The sequence below is a fragment of the Marisediminicola sp. UYEF4 genome (genome assembly GCF_040546025.1).
GTDB lineage: Bacteria > Actinomycetota > Actinomycetes > Actinomycetales > Microbacteriaceae > Marisediminicola.
Genome location: NZ_JBEPNA010000002.1, coordinates 254,313 through 272,257, shown reverse-complemented (window position 1 = coordinate 272,257; position 17,945 = coordinate 254,313). Strand labels below are relative to the sequence as shown.

General features: G+C 68.4%; 13 protein-coding genes. 6 read left to right on the top strand and 7 right to left on the bottom strand.

The features are described 5' to 3' along the window. The first annotated feature begins 29 nt into the window (after positions 1-29). On the top strand, positions 30-1,367 hold the full coding sequence (locus ABIB15_RS04205) for a glutamine synthetase family protein (RefSeq protein WP_354475492.1): 1,338 nt from the start codon (positions 30-32) through the stop codon (positions 1,365-1,367). Positions 1,368-1,402: 35 nt separating this feature from the next. Next, entirely contained in the window at positions 1,403-4,342 is a 2,940-nt protein-coding gene (locus ABIB15_RS04200) for a bifunctional [glutamine synthetase] adenylyltransferase/[glutamine synthetase]-adenylyl-L-tyrosine phosphorylase (RefSeq protein ID WP_354475490.1), read from the top strand. 330 nt (positions 4,343-4,672) lie between these two features. On the opposite strand, the gene glnA is transcribed toward ABIB15_RS04200, so the two are convergent. Continuing rightward, positions 4,673-6,097, bottom strand: a complete 1,425-nt coding sequence (gene glnA, locus ABIB15_RS04195) for a type I glutamate--ammonia ligase (RefSeq protein ID WP_354475489.1) — start codon at positions 6,095-6,097, stop codon at positions 4,673-4,675. 138 nt (positions 6,098-6,235) lie between these two features. Between glnA and ABIB15_RS04190 the strand changes: the two genes are divergently transcribed. Next, the gene (locus ABIB15_RS04190) at positions 6,236-6,676 is read left to right on the top strand and encodes an RDD family protein (protein ID WP_354475487.1); all 441 of its coding nucleotides are present in this window, start codon (positions 6,236-6,238) and stop codon (positions 6,674-6,676) included. A 38-nt stretch (positions 6,677-6,714) separates the two neighbouring features. Here the strand turns inward: ABIB15_RS04190 and ABIB15_RS04185 are convergent, their stop codons facing one another. Further along, positions 6,715-7,431, bottom strand: coding sequence for a DUF4191 domain-containing protein (locus tag ABIB15_RS04185; RefSeq protein ID WP_354475486.1), 717 nt, complete (start codon positions 7,429-7,431; stop codon positions 6,715-6,717). Positions 7,432-7,579: 148 nt separating this feature from the next. Between ABIB15_RS04185 and ABIB15_RS04180 the strand changes: the two genes are divergently transcribed. Then, positions 7,580-9,157, top strand: coding sequence for a protein kinase domain-containing protein (locus ABIB15_RS04180; RefSeq protein WP_354475484.1), 1,578 nt, complete (start codon positions 7,580-7,582; stop codon positions 9,155-9,157). A gap of 105 nt (positions 9,158-9,262) precedes the next feature. Here ABIB15_RS04180 and lipA read toward each other — a convergent pair whose 3' ends face one another. The 5 genes from lipA to ABIB15_RS04155 all read right to left on the bottom strand — a co-directional run bounded on the left by lipA (position 9,263) and on the right by ABIB15_RS04155 (position 15,538). Next, positions 9,263-10,252 carry a lipoyl synthase gene (gene lipA / locus ABIB15_RS04175; RefSeq protein ID WP_354475483.1) on the bottom strand — a complete coding sequence of 330 codons (990 nt, stop codon included), beginning with the start codon at positions 10,250-10,252 and terminating at the stop codon, positions 9,263-9,265. Then, the gene (gene lipB, locus ABIB15_RS04170; protein WP_354475482.1) at positions 10,249-10,875 is read right to left on the bottom strand and encodes a lipoyl(octanoyl) transferase LipB; all 627 of its coding nucleotides are present in this window, start codon (positions 10,873-10,875) and stop codon (positions 10,249-10,251) included. Before lipB ends, lipA begins: the two co-directional genes overlap by 4 nt. 90 nt (positions 10,876-10,965) lie before the next feature. After that, complete coding sequence (locus ABIB15_RS04165; RefSeq protein WP_354475481.1) at positions 10,966-12,510, bottom strand: 2-oxo acid dehydrogenase subunit E2; 1,545 nt, start codon at positions 12,508-12,510, stop codon at positions 10,966-10,968. A gap of 63 nt (positions 12,511-12,573) precedes the next feature. After that, positions 12,574-13,944 (bottom strand): dihydrolipoyl dehydrogenase, encoded by a 1,371-nt coding sequence (lpdA, locus tag ABIB15_RS04160; RefSeq protein ID WP_354475479.1) that lies wholly within the window; start codon positions 13,942-13,944, stop codon positions 12,574-12,576. 100 nt (positions 13,945-14,044) lie between these two features. Beyond that, positions 14,045-15,538: a leucyl aminopeptidase gene (locus ABIB15_RS04155; RefSeq protein ID WP_354475477.1), complete on the bottom strand. Its 1,494-nt coding sequence runs from the start codon at positions 15,536-15,538 to the stop codon at positions 14,045-14,047. 120 nt (positions 15,539-15,658) lie between these two features. Here ABIB15_RS04155 and ABIB15_RS04150 point away from each other — a divergent pair, with 120 nt between their 5' ends. Both ABIB15_RS04150 and ABIB15_RS04145 read left to right on the top strand, forming a co-directional pair. Continuing rightward, positions 15,659-16,585, top strand: a complete 927-nt coding sequence (locus ABIB15_RS04150) for a proteasome assembly chaperone family protein (protein WP_354475475.1) — start codon at positions 15,659-15,661, stop codon at positions 16,583-16,585. A gap of 9 nt (positions 16,586-16,594) precedes the next feature. Beyond that, entirely contained in the window at positions 16,595-17,923 is a 1,329-nt protein-coding gene (locus tag ABIB15_RS04145) for an MFS transporter (RefSeq protein WP_354475473.1), read from the top strand. Positions 17,924-17,945: the final 22 nt, after the last annotated feature.

The window sequence follows — 17,945 nt, the reverse complement described above, 5'->3', positions numbered from 1 at the left end:
TTCGCCCCGTACGCGACGATGAGGGGCCAATGGACAAGCAACGTGACTTCGTTCTTCGCACGATCGAAGAGCGGGGAGTCAAGTTCATCCGGCTCTGGTTCACCGACGTGGTCGGCACCCTCAAATCGGTCGCCATCGCGCCTGCCGAGGTGGAGGGCGCCTTCGCCGAGGGTCTCGGATTCGACGGCTCCGCGATCGAGGGGCTGACACGCGCCTACGAGGCCGACGTGCTCGCCCACCCCGACCCCACGACCTTCCAGATCCTGCCCTGGCGCGGCGAGGTCGACCCGACCGCGCGCATGTTCTGCGACATCACGACCCCGGACGGTCAGCCCGCCGTCGCCGACCCGCGCAACGTGCTCAAGCGCACGCTCGCGAAGGCGGCCGACCGCGGCTTCACCTTCTACACGCATCCCGAGGTCGAGTTCTACCTTCTCAAGAGCTCCCAATACGGCCCGAAAGGGCCCCAGCCGGTCGACAAGGCAGGCTACTTCGACAACGTGCCCGGGGGCACGGCGCACGACTTCCGTCGCCGCTCGGTGCGGATGCTCGAGGACCTCGGCATCTCGGTCGAGTTCTCCCACCACGAGGCCGGTCCGGGTCAAAACGAGATCGACCTGCGCTACGCCGACGCCCTGACCACCGCCGACAACATCATGACCTTCCGCACCGTCATCAAAGAGGTGGCGATCGAGCAGGGCGTCTACGCGACCTTCATGCCGAAGCCACTCGCCGACGCGCCGGGATCGGGCATGCACACCCACATGTCGCTCTTCGAGGGCGATACCAACGCGTTCTTCGAGGCCGGTGCCCAGTACCAGCTGTCGAAGATCGGCCGCCAGTTCATCGCCGGCCTGCTCACGCACGCGCCGGAGATCACCGCGGTGACGAACCAGTTCGTGAACTCCTACAAGCGGCTCTGGGGCGGCGACGAGGCACCGAGCTTCGTCACCTGGGGCCACAACAACCGCTCCGCTCTCGTGCGAGTTCCGCTGTACAAGCCCAACAAGGGACAGAGCGCCCGCGTCGAGTACCGCGCGATCGACTCCGCCGCAAATCCCTACCTCGCCTACTCGCTCATGCTCGCGGCCGGGCTCAAGGGTATTGAGAACGGGTACGAGCTGCCCCCGGAGGCGGAGAACAATGTGTGGAGTCTCTCGGATGCCGAACGCAAGGCGCTCGGCTACAAGCAGCTTCCCGCGAGCCTCGACCGTGCCGTGTCGCTCATGGAGGAGTCGGAGCTTGTCGCCGAGACCCTCGGCGAGCACGTCTTCAATTACGTGCTGCTGAACAAGCGGCAGGAATGGCGCGACTACCGCGCCCAGGTGACCCCGTACGAGCTCAAGAGCAATCTGGAGATGCTCTAGCCCCAGGGTCGCCCGAGAAGAAAGTGCAGGCGAGGATGCCGAGGCACCCCAGTACGCTCACCGAATTAGCGAAGCTCGGCTTCGCCGAACTCACGGCGGCAAACACGCTGCTCGGCGAACTCGCGACGGAACACGGTCTCGACGAGATCGCGGCGCACTTCGCCGCGGCCGCCGATCCTGATCTGGCACTGCGCTCGCTCGCCCAGCTGCTGAGGACCACGCCAGTCGAGGCGATGCCCCTGCTGGCCGCGGACGAGAGCGCCGAGCGGCTGATCCGGGTGCTCGGCGCATCAACCGGCTTGGGGGAGTTCCTGCAGCGTCGACCCGCCGAGCTGCACAGCCTGATCGGGCCGTTGCCGCGGCCGCCGTCGGCCGAGGAGTACGTCGTCGACCTACTGGCCTCCGTCGAGGCCGTCGACGGTGTCGCGGGGTTGGCCGAGCCCGCCGCATCCACCGCCCTCCGTATTCGCTACCGCCGCCACCTCGTTCAGCTCACCGCCTGGGACCTGTCGAGGCCCGACCCGCTCGCCGCCGTCGACACCGTGGCCGCCGCTCTCGCCGACCTCGCCGGCGCGGCGCTCGAGGCCGCGATCGCCGTGGCCCGCTCCGTCTCGACCTACCCGCCCGACGAGGTCGCGGCGAGTCGCCTCGCGATCATCGGGATGGGCAAGGCTGGCGCGCGCGAGCTCAACTACATCAGCGATGTCGATGTGATCTTCGTGGCCGAGGGCTCTGGAGTGCTCGACACCGGCAGGGCGGTCGAGATCGCGACGAAGCTCGCGATGGCCGCGACCCGCGCCGTGCACGATTACGGCAATGAGCCGGAACTGTGGGAGGTCGACGCCAATCTGCGCCCGGAGGGCAAGGACGGCGCGCTCGTCCGCACGCTCGAGTCGCACGTGGCCTATTACGACAGGTGGGCCAAGAGCTGGGAGTTTCAGGCCCTGCTCAAGGCGCGGTGCCTCGCCGGCGACGCCGACCTCGGCAGGCGCTACGTCGACGCGGTGGCGCCGAAGGTGTGGAGCAGCGCAGCGCGGGAGAACTTCGTCGAGTCGGTGCAGCGGATGCGAGAGCGGGTGACCGCGAACATCCCCTCGGCCGAGCTCGATCGGCAGCTCAAGCTCGGCCCGGGCGGCCTGCGCGACATCGAGTTCACCATCCAGCTGCTGCAGCTCGTGCACGGGCAGACCGACCCCGAGGTGCGGCAGCCCGGCACCCTGCCCGCCCTCGTCTCGCTCGCCGAACAGGGCTACATCGGGCGGGCCGAATCGGCCGAGTTCGCCCGCGACTACCGGTTTCTGCGGCTGCTCGAGCACCGGGTTCAGCTCACCAAGCTGCGCCGCACCCACCTCATGCCGACCGATCGGGAGGGCCTGCGTGTGTTGGCGCGGGGCACCGGGCTCGCGTCGAGCGCCGACGACCTCAGCGCCCAGTGGAACCGCACGAAGCTGACCGTGCGGTCGCTGCACGAGCGGCTGTTCTACCGCCCGCTGCTCAGCGCCGTGGCTGCCCTCAAAGACGACGGCATCTCCCTCACGAGCGACCAGGCCGCGGCTCGGCTCTCGGCGATCGGGTTCCAAGATCCGAAGGGCGCGCTCTCGCACATCCGGGCGCTCACCTCCGGGGTGTCGCGCCGAGCCGCCATCCAACGACACCTGCTGCCGGTGATGCTGCAGTGGTTTGCGGCCGGCGCCGACCCCGACTACGGGCTACTCGCTTTCCGCCGCCTGAGCGAGGACCTGGGGGAGTCCTACTGGTTCCTCCGGATGCTCCGCGACTCGTCCGGCGCCGCGAACCGGCTCACGAACGCGCTCTCGGCCGCCCGCTACATCGGCGTGCTTCTCGAGCGAATCCCCGAAGGCGCGGCCTGGTTCGAAAACGAGGAGGAGCTGAGCCCCCGGCCGCTCGATGCCCTCCTCGACGAGGCGGCAGCCACGATCTCCCGCCACGACGACCCGGCGACCGCCGCCCTCGCGCTGCGCACCGCGCGTCGGCGGGAGGTGCTGCGCCTGGCAATCGCCGCCATTCTCGGGCTCATCGACGTCGAGCACCTCGGCCGCGCCCTCGCGGATGTCACGACGACGCTGCTGACCGGCATGCTCAACCTCGCTCGCCGGGGCATCGACGGGATCGAGTTCGGGATCATCGCGATGGGCCGCTACGGCGGCCGGGAGCTCGGCTTCGGATCGGACGCCGACGTCATTTACGTCTACCGCACGACAACGGCATCCGGCGCCGAGGCCCAGTCCCGGGCGGAGACGATCGTGTCGCGGCTGACCGCCTCGACGGAGGACCTCCGCCTGCCGCTCGACCTCGACATCAACCTTCGCCCCGAGGGGAAGAACGGTCCGGTGGTGCGGTCACTCGATTCGTACCGCGCCTATTACCAGCGCTGGTCGCTCACGTGGGAGGCGCAGGCGCTCCTGCGCGCCACGGCCGCTGTTGGTGACGAAGCACTGCTACGCGATTTCGAGGCCCTCGCCGACGAGGTGCGCTACCCCAAGGACATCCCCGAGCAGGATGTGCGCGAGGTCAAGCGCATCAAGGCGAGAGTGGAGTCGGAGCGCCTGCCGCAAGCGGCCGACCCGGCCAGGCATCTCAAGCTCGGACGCGGTTCGCTCAGCGACGTCGAGTGGCTCGTGCAGCTCATCCAGCTCCAGCACGGTGCGCGCCTGCCGTCGCTGCGCACGACATCGACCCTCGCGGCCCTCGCCGCGGTCTGCGAGGAGGGGTTCATCACCGAGGCGGAGGCGGCGAAGCTGCGCGCAGCCTGGATCTTCGCCTCCCGCGTGCGGTCGGCGATGACCCTGTGGATGGTGCGGACGACCGACGTGTTGCCGATCGACCGTCCGCAGCTGGAGGGCATCGCCCGGCTCATGGAGTACCCGCCGGGGTCGGCGAACCAGCTCGAGGACGACTACCTGCGGGTGACCCGGCTCGCCAGGCAGGTGTTCGAGAAGCGCTTCTACGGCTAGCAGAGCTTCGCCGGCACCGCCGTAGCCGCGTGCTCGCATGGTGGCGGCCACGCCCGCGCATGCCCGGCCACGCGCGCGCGTTCACACGGGTGCGGACCACCGACTCCACCGACTCCACCAAGTCCACCGAGTCCACCAAGTCCACCGAGCGTGCCTGTTGGCGCCGTGGGTGCTTGCAATAACGGGCACACTCGGCGCGAGGGGGCACACTCGGCGCTCGGCTGCTGAGCGGAGCAGCCAGCCAGCCAGCCAGCCAGCGTCAGCCTCCGCAACACGGGGAAGGGCCGCCCCTCTCGCGAGGCGCGGCCCTTCGTGTCGTGCGAGCGGAGTCTAGACCCCGAAGTACAGCTCGAACTCGAACGGGTGCGGGCGCTGCGCGGCCGGGATGATCTCCTTCTCGCGCTTGTACGCGATCCAGTTCTCGATCAGGTCGGGCGTGAACACGTTTCCGGCGATCAGGAAGTCGTGGTCGGCCTCCAGGGCGTCGAGGGCCTCGGCGAGGCTGCCGGGAACCTGCGGGATGTTCTTGGCCTCCTCGGGCGGGAGCTCGTAGAGGTCCTTGTCGACCGGCTCGTGCGGCTCGATGCGGTTCTTGATCCCGTCGATGCCCGCCATGAGCTGGGCGGCGAAGGCGAGGTACGGGTTGCCGGATGCGTCGGGCGCGCGGAACTCGATGCGCTTGGCCTTCGGGTTCGTCCCCGTGATCGGGATGCGGATCGACGCGGACCGGTTGCCGGCAGAGTAGACCAGGTTGACCGGGGCCTCGAAGCCCGGGATCAGGCGGCGGTACGAGTTGAGCGTCGGGTTGGTGAACGCGAGGACGGCCGGAGCGTGCTTGAGCAGGCCACCGATGTACCAGCGGGCCAGGTCGCTCAGGCCGCCGTATCCGCTTTCGTCGTAGAACAGCGGCTTGCCGTCGTTCCAGAGCGACTGGTGGGTGTGCATGCCCGAGCCGTTGTCGCCGAAGAGCGGCTTCGGCATGAACGTCGCCGTCTTGCCCCACTGCTCGGCCGTGTTCTTGACGATGTACTTGAACTTGAGCAGGTCGTCTGCCGCGTGCACCATGGTGTCGAAGCGGTAGTTGATCTCCGCCTGGCCGCCGGTGCCGACCTCGTGGTGGGCGCGCTCGAGGATCAGGCCCGCCTCGATGAGCTTGAGGCTCATGTCGTCGCGCAGGTCGGCCTGCTTGTCGACGGGGCTCACCGGGAAGTAGCCGCCCTTGAAGGGGGTCTTGTTGGCGAGGTTGCCGCCCTCTTCGACGCGGCCCGAGTTCCAGGCACCCTCGTCGGAGTCGACGGAGTAGAAGCTGGAGTTCTGCTTCACATCGAAGCGAACGTCGTCGAAGATGTAGAACTCGGCTTCGGGAGCGAAGAACGCGGTGTCGGCGATGCCTGTCGAGGCGAGATACTTCTCGGCCTTCTTGGCGACCTGGCGCGGGTCGCGGTGGTAGATCTCACCGTTACGCGGGTTGTAGATGTCGAAGATCATGATGAGCGTGCGCTCGTTGCGGAAGGGGTCGATGTACGCGGTCGTCACATCGGGGATGAGCTGCATGTCGGACTCGTGAATCGAGGCGAAGCCGCGAATGGAGGAGCCGTCGAACATCTGCCCGACGGAGAAGAACTCCTCGTCCACGGTCGATGCGGGAATGTTGAAGTGCTGCTGCACACCGGGGAGGTCGGTGAAGCGGATATCAAGAAACTTGACGTCGGTGTCCTTGATAAAGGCGAGCACCTCGGAAGAATCACGGAACATGTGAAGGACTCCAATGGGTGTGAATAGGGAAGCGGCCACGGTTCGTAACCACCTCGAGGCTACGGGGGGGCGATTTCCCCACGGTGTCGCAAATGTTTCCGGCATGTTACGCCTGGTTGCCGGCCGTAGACTCGAGCCATGCCCGGTTCGAATCCTTCATCGTCGCGCGCGGACAGCGCCGGGCAGGAGTGGCCGGGCAAACGCCTCGGGCTTCCCTCGACCGGCCCGCGTTCGATCGCTCGGCTCGGGCGACGAATCGCCGCCCTCTGCATCGACTGGGCCGTCGCCTACACCCTCGCCTGGTTGCTTTTCCGAGGCGATGACGGCAGTGTCGAGGCGATCTACATCACGGGCGCCTTCGTCGTGCTGCAGATTGTGCTGATCGCACTGGTCTCCGGCGGCATCGGACATCTCCTGCTCGGGATGCGCGTTGTGCCCACTGCCGGCGGCGGTGTTGGCATCTGGCGTCCTGCCGTGCGCACTGTTCTGCTGGCGCTCGTCATCCCGGCCGTCGTGTTCGACCGCGACCAGCGGGGCCTTCATGACCAGCTGGCCGGTACCGTCCTGGTTCGCATCTAGCGGGTCGAGCCGGTCCGCCGGTCACGTCGGTCCGCGCATCAGCGGGGACGGCCGGCGCGCACCTTCGTCGGGTCGACGCCCTTGGGGATCGGCAGCCCGTTCTTGCCGAGCGAGCTGATGCGGTTGTTGACAGCGTAGATCTCGGCCTTGTTGAGCGCGCGCTTGTACTTTCCCATCGACGACGGAATCTTGTGCAGCGGCACCGAGTCGGCGTCGGGGCCGACGAAGAGGAAGTGCACGGGCACGTTGGGGAGCACTCGGCTCACCTTGCGACGCTCGTCCTCGAGCATCCGCGTCGTGCGTGACTTCGGCCCCTCGCCGATCAGCACGACGCCACCGCGCCCGACGGCGCGGTAGACGGCATCCTGCGTCTTCGGGCTCACGGCAACCGGCATCTCGCTCGAGACCCATCCGCGCCGGAGCGAGCTCTTGAGTACCGCGCCGACCGCACCGGGCTGGCCGGCAATCTGTCCGTACGCCGCTCGCTCGGCGCGACGCCCCAACACGATGAGGAAGGCGAGGAGGCCTCCGAGGATTCCGGAGATCAGGTAGAGGATCAGGCCAATGATGCTGCCGGGCGCGATCAGGAGCGCGAGAACGACACTCGCGGCGACGGGCAGCAGGAACGCCGCCAACATGTACCAGACGGCCTTCTTGTCGTAGCGGGTGGTCATCTTGAAGACCTGGTACATCTGCTTCAGACGGCCGGGTTCCTTGGGGGTTTTTGGAGCCTTCGGCTCTTTGGTGCGTGCCATGTGTCTAGGATACGGCCCCGGAGGTCCACCGTCACCCGCGCTCCCGTTCCCTCTCCGACCCGCCCTCCCCACCCCGTCGATCCGGCCTGTCCTCACCGGCGGCGCGGCCCGTTCTCTGCGGCGGTCCCGCGGGGCACATCATGACGGGGTGGATGACATCGGGAGCGTGGACTCGGCCGCGGGCTACCGGCTCGTGCGCCGGCTTGGGTCGGGTCGCCGGGCCGACGTCTTTCTCGGCCACGGTTCTCTCGGCAACGACCTGAGAGGCGATCTGACCACCGGCGAAGTCGCGTCGGCCTCGGGCGGCCGGGGAATCGCGCCGGCGACGACCGCCGCGATCAAGGTGTTCCGACCCGGCACGGACCGCTCGGGCATCGATGTTGAGATCGGCGCCCTCGCGCGCGCATCCTCACCGCACCTGGTGCGGCTCGACGACCTCGCGACCGCGCGGGACGGCCTGCCGGTGCTCGTGCTTGGCCTCCTTCGCCCCCGGTCGCTCGCCCAGTTGCTGGCATCCCGAGGCCAGATCCGATCCGGCGAGGCCGTCACGATCCTCGCTCCCATCGCCGCGGCGGTCGCCGAACTCCATCGTGTGGGCGTAGCGCACTGCGCGGTGACGGCGGGTTCGGTGTTGTTCGACGAGCTCGGTACGCCCGTGCTCGCCTCGTTCGGTCGCGCCCGGATCATCGGCACGGAGCCGGTGGGCACGTCGGCGTCGAGCCTCTCCCCGGCCGAACTCGCGGCATCGGCGCCCGCACTGCGCGACCTTGCCGACCTCGTCTCCCTCGCGGGCGCGGTGCTCGAGTCGACGCCGGAGTCCGCGGGCCGCACGCTCGCACTGTCCTTCCTCCGCTCGGCGGACCCCTCGCGGGCGCCTGAGCGGTTCGCGGCCGAGATCGCCAGCGTGTTGTTCGACTCGGCGCCGGCCACCCCGGTAGTGCTCGACGTCCGGCCGCGCGCCGCGTCGAGTCCGCCTGCGCTGGTGGGCTCGCGCGGGTCGTCGAGGAGACCCGCGGCCGCCGCCGCTCCCGTCGCAGCGGTTCGCGGGCGCCGGCGGGCGCGCCCGATCTGGCTCGACGCCATCCACCTTCCTGCGTGGCTTGAGCAGGTCATCCGCGCGTCAATGCCCTCCGGCACAGCCGCGGCCGGCAACGCTCGGGTACTCGCTTCGGTGCGTCGACCGGTCTGGGTTGCGGCGGCGGTCGCGGCATTGCTCACCGTGGCTCTGCTGCTCGTACCGGATGGCGACCCGTCCTCCGGGACCCCCGATGCTGGGCCAGCCCCGCTCACCGTGACAGGTGAACCGGAGCCAGAAGAACCGGAGCCTCCGCCGAGCGATGCCCCGGCCGAGCCGGCTCCGCAGCAGCCCGCGACCGGCGGCGACGATCCCGTCGCCGCGGCTCTCGCGCTGCTCGAGCTGCGCGACGGCTGCCTCGCCTCGCTCTCCGTGCTCTGCCTCGACGACGTCGACCAGGCGGGCTCCGCCGCGTGGGAGGCTGACGGCTACGCGATCCGGCAGGCGCAGGAGGGCGGCGGAGCGGGGGCCCGGCCGTCCCCTACCGCAGGGGCGCGGGAGGGCCGTTCGGCGAATCTCGTCGAGAGGATCGGCAACTCCGCCCTCGTCGCCGTCGCCCCGCCGGCGGGGACCGCGGGCGAGGTCCCGATGAGTGTGCTCCTGATCAAGACAATCGAGGGCTGGCGCATCCGGGACCGCTTTGTCGGCTGAGCGACCGCTACGAGAGCGCGGTTACGACAGCGCGGTTACGACAGCGCGGTTATGACACCGCGGTTATGACACCGCGGTTATGACACCGCGGTTATGACACCGCGGTTATGACACCGCTTGGGCGAAGCCGAGGCTCGGGTCGGCGAGGTGGCTGAGCCCCTCCGGCAGTTCGCGGCCCTTGCGCGCCATCGACTGCGCCCACAGGCGTCCGGCACGGTAGCTCGAGCGCACCAGCGGTCCGGCGAGCACGCCGAGGAAGCCGATCTCCTCTGCCTCGACCTTGATCTCGGTGAACTCCTCGGGGCGCACCCAACGAGCGACCGGAAGGTGGCGCGGGGTCGGTCGCAGGTACTGGGTGACCGTAATGATGTCAGTGCCGGCATCATGCAGGTCGCGCAGGGCCTGAGTGATCTCCGCGCGCTCCTCGCCCATGCCCAGGATCAGGTTCGACTTGGTGATGAGCCCGTAATTCCTCGCCTGCGTGATCACGTCGAGGGATCGTTCGTACCGGAACGCCGGGCGGATGCGCTTGAAGATGCGGGGGACCGTCTCGACGTTGTGGGCGAACACCTCCGGCCGGGACGAGAACACCTCCTCGAGCAGCGCGGGGTTGCCGGAGAAATCGGTCGCCAGGATCTCGACCCCGGTTCCCGGGTTCTTCGCGTGGATCTGCCGCACGGTCTCCGCGTGAAGCCACGCACCCTCGTCGGGGAGGTCATCGCGGGCGACGCCGGTGACGGTGGCGTAGCGCAGCTTCATCGCCGCGACCGAGTCGGCGACCCGCCGGGGCTCGTCGGTGTCGTAGTCGGCGGGCTTGCCGGTGTCGATCTGGCAGAAGTCGCACCGGCGGGTGCACTGTGAGCCGCCGATGAGGAAGGTCGCCTCCCGGTCCTCCCAGCACTCGAAGATATTGGGACAGCCGGCCTCCTGGCACACGGTGTGGAGGCCCTCTCCCTTGACGAGCTCCTGCAGCTGCAGGTACTCGGGGCCCATCTTCGCCTTGGTCTTGATCCACGGCGGCTTCCGCTCGATGGGGGTCTCAGCGTTGCGGATTTCGAGACGCAGCATTTTGCGCCCCTCGGGGGGATGACTCATGCTGCTACCTCTGTCAGTCGGGCGAATCGTGCGGAGATGAGGGGAACGACGTCAGCAGGGGTGACGAGGCGTCCGAGTTCCCTCGAGATGCTCGTGACGCCGGCGTCGGCGATGCCGCACGCGACGATCTGGTCGTAGGCCTCGAAGCTGTTCGAACAGTTGAGGGCGAACCCGTGCATGGTGACGCCCTGGGCGACGCGGATGCCGATCGCGGCGATCTTGTCGGTGCCGCGCAGCCACACCCCGGAACGGCCGGCGACCCGTTCACCGGTAACGCCGAACTCGGCCAGCACATCGATGATGATGCCCTCCAGCCTGCGAACGTAGCCGACGACATCAATCGGTTCGGCGAGTCTGAGGATCGGGTACCCGACCAGTTGGCCGGGCCCGTGCCAGGTGATCTTGCCGCCCCGGTCCACGTCGAGCACCTGGGTGCCGTCCGTCGGTCGCTCGGCTGCCTCGGTACGTCTGCCTGCGGTGTAGACCGAGGGGTGCTCGAGGAGGAGAAGGGTGTCCGGCGCCCGCCCTGCGACCACAGCGGCATGGACTGCCCGCTGATGGTCCAGAGCGACGAGATACGGCACGGAGTTGGCGCTTAGCCCCGTGACGACAATGTCGACCATCCGGTCAGTCTACGTGGCGCCGCCATCCCGAAAAACACGATGGCCCGCAGCCGCCGGAGCGGTTGCGGGCCATCTCGGTGCGGCGCTGACTCAGATGCCCAGGTTGCCCTGGAAATCTCCCGACTCGAGTCGGTTCTTCATCGTCACGAGGAACTTCGCGGCGTCGGCTCCGTCCACGATGCGGTGGTCATAGGAGAGCGCGAGGTAGACCATTGAACGGATCGCGATCGCGTCACTGTCGTCCTGGCTCACGACGACGGGCCGCTTCACGACGATTCCGGTTCCGAGGATCGCGGACTGCGGAAGGAACACGACGGGTGTGTCGAACAGGGCACCGCGTGAGCCAGTGTTCGTCAGCGTAAACGTGCCCCCGGCGAGCTCGTCGGGCTTGAGCTTGTTATCGCGGGTGCGCGCTGCGAGGTCGGCGATCTGCTGCGCCAGCTCGGCGAGCGTGAGCTCACCGGCCTCGCGGATGACCGGAGTGAGAAGCCCGCGTTCGGTCTCGACCGCGATGCTCAGGTTCTCCTGCGCCGGGTAGACAATTGCGTCGCCATCGATCGTCGCGTTGACGATCGGCACGGCCTTGAGCGCCTCGGTGGCCGCAAGGGCGAAGAACGGCAGGAAAGAGAGCTTCACGCCGGTCTTCTCGTGGAAGGTGCCCTTGGTCGCGTCGCGGAAGCGTGCGACGCGGGTCACGTCGACCTCGACGACCGACGTGAGCTGTGCCGACGACTGCATCGACGCGACCGCCCGTTCGGCGATGACCTTGCGGAGGCGCGACATCGGCACGGTGGTCCCACGCAGCGGTGACACCTCGACGGTAGCGGAGGCCTCGGCAGGGACTGCGGCCTCGGTCGACGACGCGGCGACGACGTCCTCCTTACGGATTCGCCCTCCGACTCCGGTTCCGGTGAGGGAGGCGAGATCGACGCCGCGCTCGTTGGCGAGCTTGCGCACGAGCGGGGTGACGTACCCGGCGTTCGACGCGGACTCCGGAGCTTCCGCGGGTGCGGCCGGAGCCGCAGCGGGAGCAGCGGCAGCGGGTGCCGGAGAGGCCGGAGCGGCCGGAGCAGCGGGTGCCGGAGCGGCCGGAGCGGCAGGCGCCGCGGCGGGAGCGGGGATGGCCGACACGGGAGGCGCGGCTGCGGGAGCGGGGGCCGCCTCGGCGGGCACCTCATCGACCTCCTTCGCCGGCTCCGGTGCGTGCTCGGGTGCGGCCGGCGCCTCCTCGGGGGCAGGTGCCTCGCTGGACGGCACCTCGGCGGGAGCGGCCTCCTCTGCAGGAGCGGGCTCCGCCGGCGCCGTCTCGGCGGGAGCGGCGGCCTCAGCGGGAGCGGCCTCCCCTTCCGCCGGGGCCGTCTCCGCCTCGGGTGCTGCGGGGGCATCGCCGCCGCCGGACCCATCGCCGATGCGCACGAGGGCGGTTCCGACCTCGACGGTCTCGTCCTCGGCGACAAGGATCTCTTCGATGATGCCAGCCACCGGCGACGGGATCTCGGTATCGACCTTGTCAGTCGACACCTCGAGCAGCGGCTCGTCCACCTCCACCCGGTCGCCGACGTTCTTCAGCCAGCGGGTGACCGTACCCTCGGTGACACTCTCACCGAGTGCCGGAAGGTTGACGGATTCGCTCATCAGTAATGCTCCTTTATGAAGTGACGTGCTTTTAGCTTAGTTCTCGGCCGGGCCGCGACCGGGTCAGGCGTGAAGTGGTTTGCCCGCCAAGGCGAGGAATGCTTCGCCGAGTGCCTCGTTCTGGGTGGGGTGCGCGTGCAGCAGCGGGGTGATGTCCTCGGGGTACGCCTCCCAGTTCACAATGAGCTGGGCCTCACCGATGAGTTCTCCGACACGGTCGCCGATCATGTGCACGCCGACGACGGGGCCGTCGTTCAGGCGGACGACCTTGATCGACCCGGCCGTGCCGAGGATGTGGCTCTTGCCGTTGCCGGCAAGGTTGTAGTCGTAGCTCGAGACCTTGTCGGTGCCGTACTCTTCGCGGGCGCTGGCCTCACTGAGCCCGACCGAGGCGACCTCGGGGTGCGAGTAGGTGACCTTCGGAACGTTGATGTCGTCGATGACCTGGGGCTTCAGCCCCGCGATCTCCTCCGCGACGAAGATTCCGTGCTGGAAGCCGCGGTGCGCCAGCTGCAGTCCGGGAACGATGTCGCCGACGGCGTAGACCCCGGGAATGCTCGTCGCGAGACGCTCGTTGGTGATGACGAACCCGCGGTCCATCGTGACGCCGACCTCCTCATAGCCCAGGCCTGCGGTCGACGGTCCGCGGCCGACCGCGACGAGCAGGAGCTCGGCCTCGATCGTGCGACCGTCCTCGAGGGTGACGACGACGCCCTGGTCGTTCTCGGCGACGCTCTGGAACCTCGTGCCGAGGATGAAGTTGATGCCGCGCTTGCGGAACGCCCGCTCGAACTGCTTGCTGATGCTCTCGTCTTCGTTGGGCACGAGGTGGGGGAGCGCCTCGACGATCGTGACGTCGGTGCCGAACGACTTCCACACGCTCGAGAACTCCACACCGATGACGCCGCCACCGAGCACGACCACGGTCTTCGGGATGAAGTCGAGTTCGAGGGCCTGCTCGGAGGTGATGACGCGCCCGCCGATCTCGAGGCCCGGCAGTGAACGGGAGTAGGACCCGGAGGCCAGCACGATGTTCTTCCCGCTGATGACCTGGTCGCCGACCTGGACGGTCGTCGGCGACGTGAGCCTGCCCTCGCCCTCGATGACGGTGATGCCGCGTTTCTTGATCAGCCCGGTGAGTCCCTTGAACTTGCTCGAGACGACCTCTTCGCGGTACGCGGTGACGGCCGCGATGTCGACACCGTGGAAGTCGGCGTTGACGCCGTACTTGGCGGATTCACGCGTGACGTCGGCAACCTCCGCCGAGTGCAGCAACGCCTTAGTCGGGATACAACCGACGTGCAGGCAGGTGCCGCCAAGCTTGCCCTTCTCGATCAGGCCCACAGTGAAGCCCAACTGGGAGGCTCGCAGCGCGGCGGCGTAGCCGCCGCTACCCGCTCCGAGAATGACGATGTCGAAATTTTGTTCGGACACTCAACAGCTCCTTGCACATCAGGATTCTTGTCACTGGAACTGCCGACAGGCTCGGCAGCAGGACGGGTTTGCGGGACTCGGAAGCCCCGCGAAAACCCTACTACCCCCGCGAAAATTCTTCGGCCACCTCGAGCAGCGTTCTGACCGCGACACCCGTCGGGCCCTTGGCCGTCGAGCCGTAGCCGCCTCCGCCGTTGTTCGCCGCGCCGGCGATGTCGAGGTGCGCCCAAGGGATCTGGGCGGAATCGTCGTCGGCGGTCTTGCCGACGAACTCCCGCAGGAACACCGCGGCAATCAGCATCCCGCCCGCAGTGTTTCCCATCTTCACGTTGGCGAGGTCGGCGATATCGGAGTCGAGCAGCGAGCGCAGTTCCGAGGGCAGCGGCATCGGCCAGAGGGTCTCTCCCGTGCGGTCTCCCGCCGCGACGACGCGCCGCACGAAATCGTCGTCGCCCATCGTGGCGACGTAGCGGCTTCCCATCGCGACGATCGCCGCTCCCGTGAGCGTCGCGACGTCGATGATCGCGTCGGGGAACTCCTCACTCGCCGCGACCAGGCCGTCGGCGAGAACGAGTCGGCCCTCGGCATCCGTGTTGAGCACTTCGACGGTCTTGCCTCCGCGCAGGCGCAGCACGTCGTTCGGGCGCGTCGCCGAACCGGAGGGCATGTTCTCGGCGAGGCACAGCCATGCCGTGAGACGCACTGGCAGTTCGAGCTTCGCCGCGGCGATGACGACGGCAAGGGCCGTCGCGGCGCCCGCCATGTCGTACTTCATGCCGACCATGGATGCCGCGGGCTTGAGTGACAGGCCGCCCGTGTCGAAGGTGATTCCCTTTCCGACGATCGCGAGGTGCCGTGCGGCCCCGGTCGGCGAGTAGCTCACCTTGACCATGCGCGGTCCGCGGTCGGACCCCTTGCCGACGCCGACGAGGCCGCCGTATCCGCCGTCGACAAGCTCCTGGTCGGCGATCACGGTGACTTCGATGGGCAAGCCGCTCGCCAGCTCGTGCGCCGCTGAGGCGAACGACTCCGGGTACAGGTCGGACGGGGGAGCGTTGACGAGGTCACGGACGGTGTGAATTGCAGTGCCGACTGCGGTCGCGCGCTCGACGAGGCCTTCTCCGGGCGTGTGTGTGGCGACGACGACGAACTCGGCCGGGAGCCGCGACTGCGGCTCCCGCTCCGCCGACCGGTAGTCGAGGTAGCTGTAGCCGCCGATCGCAAGGCCCTCGAGGATCGCGAGGAGGTCGGAGTCGTTTGCGGCGGGCAGCGCCACCGCGACGCGTTTGGCACCGCGGATGATGCGCGCCGCCGCGCCCGCGGCGTACCTCAGCGCGTGTCCGTCGAGGGGACCGGAGCCGAGCCCGACGAGGGCGAGCGATCCGGCGGCAACGCCGACGCCGGGAACGCGCCGCAGGTCATCCCTCGCGCCGGTGAATCCGATCGCCGAAAGGGACTGCTGGAGGGCGGCGAAGTCATCTCCGACTCCGACAATCGTGCCGCCGTCCTTGCCGGATGCGACTCCGATCACGAGGACGTCGGCGGCGACGTCGGCGGCGGATTCGGTGGTCAGGCGCAGCGAGGACACAGTCATTCGGCCATGCTATCCGTGCGCCTCGGCTCGTCCCGTGCGGGCCTCGCCTGTTCGCTCTCGGCACCTGCTACGAGCGCCATCCCCCCGGCTCACCGATTACGAGGCGCGTAGAATTGGGGCATGCGCGACCCAGCCGGACTCTACGACCTCACCCCGGAGGAGACGTCCGTTCCGGAGGGCCTCCACCTCGTCGCGGGCCTCACCGGATTCGCGGACGCCGGATCTGCGGTGACCCAGTTGAGCGAGTACCTCCTTGACACCCTCGACCACCAGGTGATCGCCACTTTCGATGCGGACGTGCTCCTCGACTACCGGGCCCGACGCCCCGTCGTGTACTTCGACCAGGACCACCTCACCGACTACCAGCCCCCCTCCCTCGCGCTCTACCTCGCCACCGACGAGGCAGGGCAGCAGTTTCTGCACCTCACCGGCTTCGAGCCCGACTTCCAGTGGGAGCGTTTCAGCGCCGCCGTGCTCGAGCTCCTCGCCCGGTTCAAAGTGAGGACGACAACGTGGGTGCACGCGATTCCGATGCCCGTGCCGCACACCCGGCCGATTGGCGTGACCGTGAGCGGCAATCGCACCGAGCTCATCGATGCGATGTCGGTCTGGCGACCACGGACGCAGGTGCCCGCGAACGCGCTGCACCTCGTCGAGTACCGGCTTCAACAGCTCAACCACGCGACCGCCGGCTTCGTTCTGCTCGTTCCGCATTACCTCGCCGAGACCGAGCATCCGGATGCCGCGGTCAAGGCACTCGAGAGCATCAGTGCCGCGACCGGGCTGATCTTCCCAACCGAACGGCTTCGTGTGGCCGGCCGCGAGTTTCTCGCGAAGATCGACGCCCAGGTACAGACGAACCATGAGCTCGCGCGGCTGGTCGGCACGCTCGAGGAGCGCCACGACTCCTACATGGAGGGGAACCCCCTGCGCTCCCCGCTCACCGACGAGGCGGGTGAACTGCCCTCGGCGGATGAGATCGCGGCGGAGCTCGAGAACTTCCTCGCGACTCGCCGCAGCGGCGACGAGGATCAGCTCCGCACCTAGAGTGGGCGAGTGAATTCCGCCCGGTCCTGGCTCATCTGGGCAATCGCCATCGTCGCGTACGTCGTGGCGGTCATGCAGCGCACCTCCCTGGGGGTGTCGAGCGTGGAGGCGGCCGATCGGTTCGCGGTATCCGCCTCGGTGCTTTCGAGCCTCGCCGTGGTGCAGCTCATCGTCTATGCGGCCCTCCAGATTCCCGTCGGGGTGATCCTCGACCGGCTCGGGCCGAGGGTGCTCATCGCCGCCGGCGCGATCCTGATGGGCCTCGGGCAGCTCACTCTCGCGCTCGCCCCGTCGATCGGCGTCGCGATCGCCGGTCGGGTGCTGGTCGGCGCCGGAGACGCACTCACCTTCATCTCGGTGATCCGGCTGCTGTCGGCGTGGTTCGGTGGTCGCGTCCTGCCCCAGGTCTCACAGTGGACCGGGAATATAGGCCAACTCGGCCAGGTGCTCTCGGCGATCCCGCTCTCGCTCGTGCTGCACGAATTCGGGTGGTCGACCGCCTTCGTCGCGGCCGCCGCCGGATCGGTGCTCGCGGCGGTGCTCGTGCTCGTGTTCATCTCGGATGGCCCCGTCGTGCGAGTCGTCGAGGACCGCACGAGGACCTGGAGGGAGTCGATGGGACTGCTGCGCCAGAGCCTCGCCCGCCCCGGAACCCAACTCGGATTCTGGTCACACTTCGTGACCCAATCGCCCGGCACAGTTCTCTCGCTGCTCTGGGGGTTTCCCCTCCTGACCGCCGGTCTCGGCTACACGAACACCGTTGCGTCCCTGTTGTTGACGCTCATCGTGGCCGCCGGAATGATCGCGGGCCCGATCATCGGCATCCTGAGCGCCCGGTTCCCGACCAGGCGGTCGAACCTGGTGCTCGGCATCGTCACGGCCATGGCGGTGTGCTGGACGGCGGTGCTGGCCTGGCCGGTCGAGCCCCCGTTTTGGCTCATCGTCGTGCTGATCCTGGTTGTCGGCGTCGGCGGTCCCGGCTCGCTCGTCGGGTTCGACTTTGCGCGAACGTTCAATCCTCTTCGGAGCCTCGGCTCGGCGAACGGTGTCGTCAACGTGGGCGGCTTCCTCGCGAGCTTCGTGATGATGTTCGCGATCGGGGTCGCGCTCGACCTGCTGGATCGGATGCGCATCGCCGGGGGGTTGCCCTCGGACATCTTCACCTGGGACTCGTTCCGGATCGCCCTGCTCATCCCGTATGTCGTCGTCGGAACCGGCGTTGTCTTCCTGCTGCACGCCAGGCGCCGCACCCGCAGGAAGCTCGACGAGGACGAGGGAATACAGGTCGCCCCGCTGTGGGTTGCTCTTGCCAGAGCATGGCGCCGCAAAACTGACTAGACGCAAGCCGCAATTGTCAAGT